This window comes from Algoriphagus boseongensis, assembly GCF_004362805.1.
GTDB classification, from domain to species: Bacteria; Bacteroidota; Bacteroidia; order Cytophagales; family Cyclobacteriaceae; genus Algoriphagus; species Algoriphagus boseongensis.
In genome coordinates, this window is the sequence record NZ_SNYF01000005.1 from 1,375,682 (window position 1) to 1,388,964 (window position 13,283).

Here is a 13,283-nt window from a genome sequence, read left to right on the forward strand (position 1 = left end):
GAGCTATCAATTTTTATATATTTTTTGTCAGGCACGCTTGATACAGTAGCGTTTGAAGTATTGATATATGTTTATTGAGATCAAAATTAGTCTTGATAAAATTTCTTCCGGAGGAACCCATTTGAGTGGCCAATTTTCGATCAACGACTATCTTTTTCAATTGCTGGTACATACCTTCAACATCATGTTCTTCAACCAGGAAGCCGGTTTTACTATCAATTACCACATCTTTAATTCCTTTGTGCTTTGTTGAAACTACCGGTAAACCTGCTGCTGCAGCTTCAAGGATACCGACAGGGGTCCCTTCCGAATCACCATCTTCGGCAACTACAGAATGCTGAACAAAACAAAAGGCACGCTTGAAATAATCCTCCAGCTCCGAGTGTTGAATCCATCCTTTGATACTAATATTTTTCTCTAACCCCATCCCAAAGACCAAATTACGCATCGCATTTTCGAGATACCCACTACCTACCATCACCATTTTAAGATCAGGAAACTCATGAATTAACTTTTGAAAAGCCAAAATTGTATAGTAAGGAGCCTTTTTATCAATCATCCGGCCCACCGCCAGAATACTATTGCTTGCAAAATCCGGATGTAAATGAAAAAATTTTTCTTGTGGTCCATATGGATTAACTACCACTTTTTCTAACGAAGCACCTGCTGCCACCAAATCCTCCTTCATATCATTAGATACTGCAATAATGGCGGATGCGTATGCAAACATTTTGGAATAAAGGGTATTATGATATGCAAGTACTTCCTTTTTTGATATATCATACCCGTGAAAATGCACCACCAGAGGAATACCTAATTCTTGACATACCGGAAACACCTGCGCACCGGTAGTTCCGTATTCCGCTAACACCACATCAATTTTTTCCGTTTTCAGATAATGCTTGAGGCCGGCAATAAGGGGAGTATCCAACCGCTTAGCTCCCAATCGTGCGGTAATTCTTTTCCAAAACGTGGGATATTTTTCCAATGGGCCGTACTTTTCGGAATATTTTGGCAAGGTGCCGCCATACAGAAAATGTACATTTCCCTCTAAAAAGTCTTTATGCACCTTTATAAATGACTCCGGTTTTTCGGCACTTTTCGACTCACTAATTATACAAAGGTTCATAGATCCGGTATTCATTTTTCAATAAATTCATCTATCCTGGCATACCATCGGTTACGTGAAAACTCAGTTTGAAAGCGATGAAATGCCTGCTTCCCCATTTCCTGCAGGGTTGCAGCATCATTAATAAGTTGCTCCAGATGCGAAATAAAGGCTTGCTCATCATCAGGCTCTGCCAACATACCGGTAATTCCATCCACCACCATTTCCGCAGTTCCCCCGTTGGATGTCACGACACAAGGAAGACCGAAACTCATCGCTTCCAGAACAGCAAGCCCTTGACTTTCCCACTTACTGGGCTGAAAATAGATATCGGCCCGGCTGTACAGCCCGGCCATATCGGCCACTTTACCGGGTAATTTTATGTTTGGGCAATTTTGTGCCTCATTTCTGCATACATTCAAAAGAGTGCCTTCTCCTGCCCATACGAATTGCACTCCTGGATAACAATTAATAAGCGCTTTTGCTACTCGAATCCACAATGCAGGATTCTTGGTACCAATTACACTGCCTGCAGTTAAAACGGTAATATCTTTATGGTTGCGTTCGGGATAAGAAGGGCTGATGTTTGCAAGAGGCGAATAATTGTACAGAAACGATAACTGATTGTTCAGCCCTTCCACCTGCCAATGGTGCAAAATTCGATTCTTCGCGAAAGCTGAAACGGTTGCTAAACGTACACGCTGGGGAAAAAAACGAATCATTTTTTCCAAAATATACCTATTGCCTCTGTCTAAACGACCCCAAGGCATGGAATGAATGACAAACCGGGTATGTACCGGCAACAAAAAAACCGGGAACAAATCGCCCGGATAGGCATTGGAAACAAAGAGCAGGCTTGCACGCGAACGCAACAGTATCTTGCCCACATAAAGCGACTGTTGCAGAAAATCATACAGAAAATAGAACCGGAGCACATGTTTGCGGTCATACCAATATTCAAGGTGGTCCAGTTCATGGTCCACTATTTGCCACCTGCATGGCATGCTCTCCAAAAAAGAAGCTACCTCCGGAGTAAACTCTCTCTTACGTAAGAGCAGCTGTATTTCGTAACCCCTTTCATAAAAATAGGTACAAAGACCTCTGAAATAAGAAGCTGTTCCGCCAATATGCACATGCTGAGCAAGTAGCAGAACCTTTTTTCGTTTCCAGGGCCTGATCAAAAGTAAAAGAGCAACTCCAGTCAGCGATAACAGCAACTGGACACCCTTTATTAATTTGAGAAATTTGCCCACTTACAGTTGCTCAATCATTTATCGGCAAATGTTTGTAATAAGAGCGGTACCACTCCACAAACCGGCTAAGACCCTCCTCAATGCTAATTTTTGGTTGAAAACCAGTAATTGCATGAATTCGCGTAAGGTCGGCATACGTGGCATAAACATCGCCGGCCTGCATGGGAACATATTCAACCCAGGCCTTTTTATTCAGCAATTTTTCTAATACGAACACAAAATGTCCCAACGGCACAGGCCGGTGATTTCCAATATTGAAGATTTCATAAGAGCCCCCAGTGCGTATTTCCGCACTATCCCTTTTTAAAATTCCCACCAACCCCTCCACCACATCATCAATGTAGGTAAAATCCCGCATCAGGTTGCCGTTATTAAACAACTGGATAATACTACCTTCTTCAATAGCCCTTGTAAAAGAAAAGTAAGCCATATCGGGTCGCCCATAAGGGCCGTACACAGTAAAGAAACGGAAGCCGCGGATATGCATAGGATAAAGCTGCGCATAACTATACGCCATCAACTCATTGGAACGCTTGGTAGCAGCGTAAAAGCTTACCGGCTCATCTACAACAGCATCCTCACGGTAAGGCACTTCATTCGAATTTCCATATACAGAACTGGATGATGCAAAATAGAAACGTGGTACCTGGTACTGGCGGCACAAATCAAGAATTTCAAAAAAGCCACGAAGATTGCTGTGAACATAGGCCTCAGGATGCTGAAGACTATATCGAACTCCTGCCTGGGCGGCAAGATGGAATACACAGCTATATTTTAAATCTTTAAAAAAAGACTCCAATGCATTTCGGTCTGTGATATCTGCTTTAATAAAAGAATACCCGGAATAGGAAGATAAATGAGCTAAACGTGCATCTTTAAGACCAACATCATAATAATCATTATGGTTATCTATACCTGTAACATTAAACCCTTCTTCCAGCAAGCGTTTTGCAAGGTGAAAGCCAATAAATCCGCTGGATCCAGTTATCAGTATCTGCATTAAAGTGATATTATCAAACTATGGGATATGAAATAAAAGAAAAAAACAGAAGTATAATAATGGAGAATGGGCCCTACTTATGTCTTTATAAAAACCAGTCTTAAGCTATTACCCGTTTTAGATATATAGTAATCTGCAAAAGCCGTTCTTTGAATACCTACAAAAAATTCAATGAAATCAGATACAGCGTTAAAAAGATTACTTTGATTTATATTAAAATTGAATCCTTTGAAAAAATATTTTAATAGCATATACCTGATCTTTTGTTTAATTTTTGAATTATTGGTATATATAAATCCATCTGTAAAACTGAAATAAGCAGCTTCACCACTTTTTAACTTATCAAAGACTGTCCAGAAATCAATAAAGCGAATGGTATCTCTTTGATTTAAATAAATTGGTGATGCGACGGTTATAATCTGTGACAGGTTACTTGATTGAATCAATCTTTCTTCATGAGTAACTATACTACCCCATTTATCATTACTGTTACCGGATAACTTACCATTGAAAAAACGATTTGTCATTGTTAAAAGCCATGAAGTGGGTTCTTTTACCTGTACCGGGTGCCATTGGTGAAATACATAGTAATGCGGAGCTCCCAACTGAATACGCGTAATACCAGAGGAGTAAAGTCTTTTATAGAAATCGTCATCCTCCACCCCCCATACCATATAATATTCATCAAACCCTTTTATATTTTCAACATATTCCTTTTTTACAGCACACAAGCCTACATATGATTGTCTAAACTGATTGACCTGGCTGATTAATTTTTCCGGATCACCAAAAATGCCTTGCGGTAAATAACAGCAATTGAAGGTGTAAAAATTATTTTCAAAGTCCAATAAGTTAACTTTTGCCAAAAAGTTACTTTCTATAATAAGATCAATATCAAAAAAAAGTAGCAGAGCGCCTGATGCATATCTTACACCAATATTCAGTGCATGAGCCCTGTTCCAGAACCAACCATCGGTATTTGAATAGATGTATTTGGCAAAGGAATAACCATTCACCAATGTTTCAACTTCCCGGGCTATGGACAGATCGCTGCCGTAATCAACAAACACCAATTCAAAATCGATAAATGTTTGATTGGACAAAGCATCCAATGAACGTTTTACCCTTTCGATTTCCCTATTGCGATAACCGACGATTATTGAGAATAGTATGTTACTAGCTTCCAAAGAATTTACTTATGATTGATGAAATAAAAGTACTCCAATGCTTACGTACACCCATTTTCCCTGTCTCCCATTTTTCAAGCTCATTTTTTAGCTTTTGAAGTAGTTCTGATTGCTTATAGATATATTGTAACTTCTGCTTAAAATGTTCCGGATGGATAACAGAAGCATATGCAGGTAAATTTTGGTTATGAATAAAGGTTTTTTTTGTAAACAAAAACATGTTTTGCCTGTACCACCATTCAACAGATTGATTCTCCCAGATAATTGGACGGATTACATCATAAACAACATATCCATTATCAGCGAATAATTTAATCCAGTATTCACTCCACTGTTCATTTAAATGATTCTGGCCGCCTTGCCCTGGAATCGCTGCTCCAAATATTATCATATCAGAATGCCGGCATAAACTATTTATAAAATCCTCTGCTGATTCAGGAGGAAGATGTTCTGCAACTTCGAGGCAAATAACTAAATCAAACTGTTCCTGCAAGTCGAACGGCCTTGTTAAATCATAAGCTACAAATTCCTGAGGAAGAACATTTTCAAACAACTGTTCCCTGTTTACATAATCTCCATCAACACCTTTAATTTTTTCAACTCCGTACTTTTTAACGACTTGCAACCATGTTCCTATGCCACACCCTACGTCCAACACAGAAGTTGGTTTAACATATTTAAAAATTTCCGGAACTACTTGTTCCGCTGCTCGGGTGTTGTGTACTACTGTTTCGTGTATATACATTCTATTGATCTGTAAAATTTATTGTTTCGAAATAGAACTGGTTTAAGGCAGGGTCAAGTTTGCAACCAGAAAATAACGGATCAGAGGAATTCAGCTCGAAGTAAAACGCATTATAAATTATGTCGTAATCATATTGAACATTGCCAAGATACAGATCACAGAAATATTTACCCTCGCCATAAATAGGAAACTTAGCTATCTCAATACAGAAAGATCCTTTCGTTATTGGCACTGTAAAAAGCTTTTTTGCATAATGCCTGTTATTGAAAGCCATTATTGGCTTATTATTTTCATTTTTGATAACAATTCCAATTACTAAATCGGAAATGGGTCTTTCTTCCTCAAAATCAATCAATATTTTACAATGTGCGCCTGAAAAAAAAGCGATTGTGGGTACTTCATTGTTAAACAACCGAACTCTAGTCAATCCATACCTTGAAGAGTAAATTTTACTTTTATTCTTTAATAGATTGAATTCGCCGTTTTCTGATGTAATAACTTCATCATCTGAAGATTCCCTTTTAAGATAGGTGCTGACAATTTTCGAAGTATTGCCATCGGCAAGCAATCCTCCCCTAGCCATCAAAACAGAACGCTTACACAAATTCTGTATAGCCTCCATATTATGGCTAACGAATAATACTGTTCGTCCCTCCCGCTCACTTACATCCCTCATTTTTCCAAGACATTTTTTCTGGAACTCAGCATCTCCAACCGCCAGAACTTCATCTATTATCAAAATTTCTGGCTCTAGGTGTGCAGCTACCGCAAAAGCGAGGCGAACATACATACCGCTGCTATAGCGTTTCACTGGTGTATCGATATACCGTTCCACTCCGGCAAAATCCACAATTTCATCAAACTTGCTTTTGATCTCATTACGGGTCATCCCAAGTATGGCACCATTCAGAAAAATATTATCCCGTCCGCTCAGTTCTGGATGAAAGCCCGTACCCACTTCAAGAAGGCTGGCTACTCGGCCTTTGATTTTAACACATCCTGTAGAAGGTGCAGTGGTGCGGCTCAATATTTTAAGTAAAGTACTTTTACCGGCACCGTTGCGGCCAATAATGCCAAGAACCTCGCCATGTTGCACTTCAAAATTAATATCACGCAGGGCCCATACATAATCGCTATTGCCTTTTTGGGTACGGTCGTTGATTTCACCAATTTTCAGGTATGGGTCTTCCTTGCCTCTTGCTAGTTGCCACCAACGGTTGATGTCGTGAGAAAGCGTACCTGTACCAACTGTACCCAAGCGGTATTGCTTAGAAAGGTTTTCTACTTTGATAACTGTACTCATGGAAGGGAGTTAATCGTTAAATGTTAACTTCTTAAACGTTAAGGGTTAAGCGTTTTTTTGATCGATGTTTTAAGTTCGATTTTTTACTAACCTAGAGGCTGAATTCAGAATTTACCATGATCCTGTTGAAGGGTTTTGAGTTAATTCGTTTGTACTATGTTGAATCGACTAATCTTTTAACTATTAAGGCGAGGGGCGATCGTTAAGCGTTCAAGTATTACACACAAATGGTTAGATATGGGTTCGTTTAACGTTTTACCTTTTAACGATTAACGGATATAGGTTAAGTGTTAGGTTACAACTAATAACTAATGACCCTTAATTAATTACTCCCTTACACCGTGTCCATAAAGGTCCTTTCCACCTTAGTGAAAATCATTATTCCAAGGAAAAGAATCGCCAGCATAAAGCAAAAAGGATAGACTAAAGAACCAAGTTCGAATCCTCCAGTTCCAAATAACGCAAAACGAAAGGCTTCTACAATTGTACTCATAGGATTCCATTCAATAATTGGTGCAAAATTTTTCCCTTTAATAAAAGATAGTGGATAAGCTACAGGGGTGGCATACATTAGTAGTTGGACCGCAAATCCTATAAGCACGGTAAAATCGCGGTATTTGGTAGTGAGTGAAGAAATTATGATACCCAAGCCCAAACCTAAACCTGCCATCAACAAAACCAAAACAGGTAATAGAAACCAGCTAAATCCAAAATGAAAAGGTGTACTTTCAAAAATCGCGTACCACCCCATTACTGCAAGTAACAATCCAAATTGGATGCACAGTCGGACTAAATTAGACATAACGACAGATAAAGGAATGACAAGTCTGGGAAAATAAACCTTCCCGAAAATCCCAGCATTAGCCACAAAGGTATTGGAAGTGCTGGTCAAACACGCACTGAAATAATTCCACAGCGTTATTCCACTCATATAGAACAGCACCGGCTGGATGCCATCTGTAGGGATGTTAGCGATCTGTCCAAAAACCAATAGAAACATCAGGGTGGTAAGCACAGGTTGGATAAGGTGCCAAAGTGGCCCTAAAATGGTTTGCTTGTATTGGGCCACAAAATCCCGTCGAACAAAAAGCATCATTAGGTCACGGTAGCGCCATACCTCCCGAAGATTAAGGTCGAAAAGGGATGTTTTGGGTTCGACAATTAAGTCCCAGTGTTCATCTGAGTCGTTATGGTGATTCATCTATTATTTATAAAAAAGGGGATGTTAAGAGATGGAGATGTTCCAGAGTTAAACTTTAAGTAGTTAAAAAGTTCGGAGTTTCACTCCAATCTCTTTCGAATCGAGTTTGAGACGAGTTGGGGCAGGTGTTTAACCTTTTTTAAACAACCTAAGATCCGACACCATCATATCCTCTACCAATCCAGCTAGGTCATATTCCGGTTTCCAGCCTAGTTTGGTTTTGGATTTGCTTGGGTCTCCGATCAGGAGGTCAACTTCGGTGGGGCGGAAGTACCTTGGATCAACACGCACTATCGTGCTGTTTAATTGAGGAAGGTCTACCTCTTCGACTTCGCTCAGGGTGACATTAGTTGCAGATTGGTATTTCTCCTCATCGATAGAATCCAGGATTCCGACTTCATTGACTCCTTCTCCCTCCCAGCGGATGGAAAAGCCCACATGATTAAAGGCCATTTGGACGAAGTCACGGACTTTGGTGGTTTTGCCTGTGGCGATGACATAGTCTTCGGGTTGGTCCTGTTGTAAGATCAGCCACATGGCTTTGACATAGTCCTTGGCATGCCCCCAGTCTCGCTTAGCATCAAGGTTACCTAAATACAGGCAATCCTGCTTCCCTAAAGCTATGGCTGACGCTGCCATGGTGATCTTTCGGGTCACAAAAGTCTCCCCTCTTCTTGGGGATTCGTGGTTGAATAAAATCCCATTGCAGGCAAACATTTTGTAAGCCTCCCGGTAGTTTTTTGTAATCCAGAATCCGTAAATCTTGGCAACGCCGTAGGGAGAGCGTGGATAGAAGGGAGAGTTCTCATCATAGAATCCCTTTTCATTTTTATTCTCGGGCATACCTCCATAGAGTTCGGAGGTAGAGGCTTGGTAGATTCTGGTCTTCTTTTCAAGCTTTAAAATTCTGACCGCTTCCAAAATTCTGAGAGCTCCTACTGCATCCACATTGGCTACATACTCCGGGGAATCAAAGGAAACCTTCACATGGGACATCGCCCCAAGGTTATAGATTTCATCCGGCTGTACTTCCTGGATGATGCGGATGATATTGGTAGAATCAGTCAGATCCCCGTAATGAAGGGTAAAATTCACCTGAGACTCGTGCAGATCCTGGTACAGATGGTCAATTCTCTGAGTATTGAAAGAGGAGGCTCTACGCTTGATCCCATGAACTTGGTAGCCTTTTTCTAAAAGTAATTCGGCTAAGTAGGAACCGTCTTGACCGGTGATGCCTGTGATTAGGGCGGTTTTCATGCTTGTTTTTTACAAAGTGGGTTTGAGAAAATTGGTGGTTTTGATTTAGGTAAAAAAGGAATATTATGAATGGTATACAGCCTAGCGCTTTAGATAATTTCTCAATTTGATGTATCGATGCGGAAATAAGACTTTAAGATAAGAATCCACCCAAGTTTTAAATCCCACCCATTTCCCATGGTGCTGCCTTTTGTAGGCAATATATTCCGAAAGGGCTAAACCTTTGATATGATGGGCCATTTTCCAGCGTTCCTTTAAAGTCAGCTTTGGATCTCCCCAATATGGAATGGTATTGATTTCACATTCAGCCAAGTACTTGCCGGTGGTATAGCAGAAAAAACCTGCTTTTTGAGCTCTAAGCCCATAATCATAATCACCGAGATAATGAGTGAATTTGCTTGAGACAATTCCAATTCGGCCGACAATTTCCTTTGGAATTAAAACCAAGTTACCGTTTATATAAGTGACCTTCTGAGGACTTCCATTGGGTACTACCATCCCCTCATTGGTTAAGCCACCATAGGAAAACTCATTGGTACCCGGCCTTTTGCAGGCTGCGCTTAGTATGACTGGTAGGCCAATAGCGTTATAATTTTCAACCAAATCAATTAGTGCATCCTCCAGAAGAAAGGTATCGTCATTTAGCCAAAGGTAAAAGTCAAATTGCTCAGTTTTGATGGCGGATTCCCAAGCCATTCGCATTCCTCCTCCCCAGAATTGATTCCCATCTCCTTTAACCACTTGGACATGTGGGAATTTCTCGGCAAGCATCTCTCCTGTCCCATCTGATGAATTGTCATCGCAAATAAAAACCTGCAGCCTGGCGTTTTCTGGCAGAGTCTGTTCAAACAAATTACTTAGACAGGCTTCAGTCTTTGCTTTTCGATTAAAACAGGTTAAAAGAATAGCTATTTTCATTTCTGCCAAGGCAAAAACTAGATCTTTACTTCTTTAAAGTTTTCCTGATTTTTCAAAAACCAGGCATAGGTCTTTCGAATCCCTTCTTCTAACCCGGTTTTGGCCTTCCAGCCTGCCTGAGTCATTTTGGATACATCCATCAGCTTTCTTGGAGTACCATCCGGCTTACTCGAATCCCAGATAATTTCTCCGGTATGTCCCACAATTTTTTGAATCAAAAGCGCCAAATCTTTAATGCTCAAGTCCTCTCCTGTTCCGACATTGTACAGGTTATCTCCCAGATTGTTTTCCAGAGCAAAAATCACCGCCTCTGCAAGGTCCTCCACAAATAAAAATTCTCTCATTGGACTTCCCGTCCCCCACAAAGTTACAGTGGACTGTTGACCGTCGACTGTTGACTGTTTGGCCTCATGTAACTTACGAATCATTGCCGGAAGCACATGGGAGGTATTTAAGTCAAAATTGTCGAAAGGCCCATATAAATTGGTAGGCATCAAGGAAGAAAAGTCCTTTCCAAATTGCTTTCTAATGGCTTCACAGGTCTTAACCCCTGTAATTTTTGCTACTGCATACCATTCATTGGTAGGCTCCAATGGACCTGTCAACAGATAATCTTCCTTAAGTGGCTGAGGCGCCAGCTTAGGATAAATGCAGGAAGATCCCAGAAAAATGAATTTTTGCACATCCAATTTCAGGGCCTCATCAATCAGGTTATTTTGAATCTGCATGTTTTCCATCAAAAACTGATACGGAAAACTCGCATTAGCCAAAATCCCTCCTACCCTTGCCGCTGCATCTATGACTACTTCAGGTTTTTCATTGGTGAAAAAATCATGAACGGCAGCCTGATTTCGAAGGTCTAATTCTGAAGAGGATGTTCCGATCAGATTGGAATATCCTTTAGCCTCCAGAGCTCTCCAAATCGCAGATCCTACCATTCCACGATGACCGGCGATGTAAATGCGGGTGTTTAGTTTTGGATTCAAAGATTAATTGGAAAAGGTTAAGAGTTAAACGTTAAGAGTTAATTGGTTCAAGTTTCAACGTTTAACGTTTAACTTGTAACATTTAACTGCGAAGCAACCAAGAACTGGACTGAATCTTGTCTCCCAAGCCATCTATGAGTTCAATACCTAGTTCTTCGCAAACAGGAACCTCAGGAATAGATTGATTATTTTGATCACCTCCATTGGCAAAAGCAAGGTGGTGAGAAGATGAAAGTTCTTGATAAACTTTTCGGATCGTTTCGCAAACTGTTCTATCCTGATCGATAGATAAATAGACCCTATCCACACTTTTGATATTGGAGACAATGAACATGCGTTCATCCTCCAATTGAAATTCTTTAGAACCCTTCAAGGCCCGCTGATGATCACTGTTTATAATCACAATCAATTCATCTCCTACTGACTTGGCATTGTTGAAGTATTCTATATGCCCCTTGTGGATGGGATTGAAATAGCCTGAGACGATGATGGCTTTTTTCATAAGTTGAAATTCTATGCTCGAAATTCAGAAATATAACTTGGCAAAAATGAAGGAAAAGTTAAATGTTGATTGCTAACTAAAAATACAGCTTCGCCCTTTCAGTCCCATTTAAACAAAAAATATGAAGAAAAATTTGCGTTTTTCTAAATTACTTTTTGGAGCTCAGATGGAACCTAGCAGTTATTTTTCAAGTACCTCTAAAACAACCTATCAACCCTCAAAAGGCTCTAAATTGATTTCTTTGAGGCTTTTTTGTTAAAAAGTCATGAACAAAGATAAGCAACTGAGTAGTTTTTGTACTCATTTTTTATCCTATTTTTTAATGGATATTTCATATACTAAAAAATGCATTTAATGCTTATCAAAAAATTCTATGGGACTTAAACATTCATCATAAAACCCGCCCAGATCTTTCTCATTAACCAGTAATTTTTTCCATAGTCAATCAGAATTTCTTCGCCTTCATTAATATCTTTTTTGGCAGTGATTCGAATCACATCATGTTCGTAGTCAATTTTATAAGTCGCATTACTTTCTTCAGAGTGATTATACAAAGAAGAGTAACCCATGCCTACAAACTGAAGGCTCCCATGTGTTGAACATTCTTCACATTTACAGTCAGAATGACGGAATATGTAATCGTTCAAATTTTTATCATACTGATAAGCAGATCGATTTGATAATCGAATCCCTTTGGCTTCTTCAATCAATTCTCCTGATAAAATTGTTTCTTTTGCAAATACTCCATATCCATGGATTGAAGAACTTCTAACTTGGATTTTGTGAGAAGGACCCATAATCACCTCTAAATTTTTCTCACCTTTCTTGTTGCAAAGCCTTTTTTCCTCCTTGATGATCTCGAAGGGAGTTTCACCTTCAAAATCAATTCTCTTATCACCTAACTCTGGAAATTCGGCCTTAAGTTCTTGAAGCCTTTTTAGTAATTCGTCATTCATCACTTGCTCTAATTAGGTTAACATAGACTTCTTCTTTTAAACTTCCTGTTATGAAAGTTTCAAATTTCTTCTCAAGAACAGTCTTCTGAAATCTTCTGAGATTAATTCATAATTTTTGTCATTAAGGATCAAATGAGTCTTGCCAATAAAATTGGGCTGATCTATATACCACGGTGCACAATAGTTACAATAGAGCAAAGGCCTCAATTGATCTGAATTATTTCCATTCCCTTGATGAATCAATCTATAATCCATCAAAATACATGCGCCTAAATTCAATTCAGGATCTATAAATTCTTTATTGTCACTAAATTTTACCTCTTCTAGTTCTCTTTTATGTGAGCCTGGCCAAATACGAGTTACTCCATTTTGGTGATTAAATGGAATTAAAGGTATTAACAGCCCAACGGCATGAGGTGGCAAAAGCGCCTTTGGTACATTATTAAAAACAGTACCATCACAATGTATTCCCATAGGTTTTGCCCCTGGCAGAGATGTTACACAAGTAATACTTTCAATCACTAAATCCGCATCCAAAAGGTTTTGGACAATGGGAAAAATTAGAGGGTTGGCAAAAAAATTAGGATCATTGAAAACTCCCTCAACTTCGACAGTGATTTGAAATCTTTTATCTCCAACCATATGAACTCGGTCCTCATTCTTTTCTTCAAAAAAGTATTTTTCATTATTCGATAGAAAGCTTTTATGGAGATTTTTAATCAATTCTGGTTTAAAAGCATTTTCAAGAATAAGAAAGCCATCCTTTCTAAAGTCCTTGAGCAACTCCATTAAATGATCTTGATCAATCTTTTGAGTTGATACCTCCTGTGCACTGAATTTGGCCATTCCCAAAATTCCTTTAATTCT

General features: G+C 39.4%; 13 protein-coding genes. All 13 read right to left on the bottom strand.

Annotated elements, in window-relative coordinates; all coding sequences use genetic code 11:
* Positions 1-13: 13 nt before the first annotated feature.
* A complete protein-coding gene (locus tag DFQ04_RS05920; protein WP_133553631.1) occupies positions 14-1,144 on the bottom strand; it encodes a glycosyltransferase in 1,131 nt (376 codons plus the stop codon).
* Entirely contained in the window at positions 1,141-2,361 is a 1,221-nt protein-coding gene (locus DFQ04_RS05925; RefSeq protein ID WP_133553633.1) for a glycosyltransferase family 4 protein, read from the bottom strand. The genes DFQ04_RS05920 and DFQ04_RS05925 overlap by 4 nt, the downstream gene beginning before the upstream one ends.
* 10 nt (positions 2,362-2,371) lie before the next feature.
* On the bottom strand, positions 2,372-3,361 hold the full coding sequence (locus DFQ04_RS05930) for an SDR family NAD(P)-dependent oxidoreductase (protein ID WP_133553635.1): 990 nt from the start codon (positions 3,359-3,361) through the stop codon (positions 2,372-2,374).
* 77 nt (positions 3,362-3,438) lie between these two features.
* Positions 3,439-4,548, bottom strand: coding sequence for a glycosyltransferase family 2 protein (locus DFQ04_RS05935; protein WP_133553637.1), 1,110 nt, complete (start codon positions 4,546-4,548; stop codon positions 3,439-3,441).
* Positions 4,538-5,293 carry a class I SAM-dependent methyltransferase gene (locus tag DFQ04_RS05940; RefSeq protein WP_133553639.1) on the bottom strand — a complete coding sequence of 252 codons (756 nt, stop codon included), beginning with the start codon at positions 5,291-5,293 and terminating at the stop codon, positions 4,538-4,540. Before DFQ04_RS05940 ends, DFQ04_RS05935 begins: the two co-directional genes overlap by 11 nt.
* A gap of 1 nt (position 5,294) precedes the next feature.
* A complete protein-coding gene (locus tag DFQ04_RS05945) occupies positions 5,295-6,596 on the bottom strand; it encodes an ABC transporter ATP-binding protein (protein WP_133553641.1) in 1,302 nt (433 codons plus the stop codon).
* Positions 6,597-6,930: 334 nt separating this feature from the next.
* The gene (locus tag DFQ04_RS05950; protein WP_133553643.1) at positions 6,931-7,797 is read right to left on the bottom strand and encodes an ABC transporter permease; all 867 of its coding nucleotides are present in this window, start codon (positions 7,795-7,797) and stop codon (positions 6,931-6,933) included.
* 129 nt (positions 7,798-7,926) lie between these two features.
* Positions 7,927-9,054 (bottom strand): GDP-mannose 4,6-dehydratase, encoded by a 1,128-nt coding sequence (gmd, locus tag DFQ04_RS05955; RefSeq protein ID WP_133553645.1) that lies wholly within the window; start codon positions 9,052-9,054, stop codon positions 7,927-7,929.
* An 81-nt stretch (positions 9,055-9,135) separates the two neighbouring features.
* Entirely contained in the window at positions 9,136-9,972 is an 837-nt protein-coding gene (locus tag DFQ04_RS05960; protein WP_133553647.1) for a glycosyltransferase family 2 protein, read from the bottom strand.
* Between the two features lie 17 nt (positions 9,973-9,989).
* Positions 9,990-10,958, bottom strand: a complete 969-nt coding sequence (locus tag DFQ04_RS05965; RefSeq protein ID WP_262709430.1) for a GDP-L-fucose synthase family protein — start codon at positions 10,956-10,958, stop codon at positions 9,990-9,992.
* An 82-nt stretch (positions 10,959-11,040) separates the two neighbouring features.
* The gene (locus tag DFQ04_RS05970; RefSeq protein WP_133553649.1) at positions 11,041-11,460 is read right to left on the bottom strand and encodes an adenylyltransferase/cytidyltransferase family protein; all 420 of its coding nucleotides are present in this window, start codon (positions 11,458-11,460) and stop codon (positions 11,041-11,043) included.
* 380 nt (positions 11,461-11,840) lie between these two features.
* Complete coding sequence (locus DFQ04_RS05975; protein WP_133553651.1) at positions 11,841-12,416, bottom strand: SET domain-containing protein-lysine N-methyltransferase; 576 nt, start codon at positions 12,414-12,416, stop codon at positions 11,841-11,843.
* A 48-nt stretch (positions 12,417-12,464) separates the two neighbouring features.
* Positions 12,465-13,262: a phytanoyl-CoA dioxygenase family protein gene (locus DFQ04_RS05980; protein ID WP_133553653.1), complete on the bottom strand. Its 798-nt coding sequence runs from the start codon at positions 13,260-13,262 to the stop codon at positions 12,465-12,467.
* Positions 13,263-13,283: the final 21 nt, after the last annotated feature.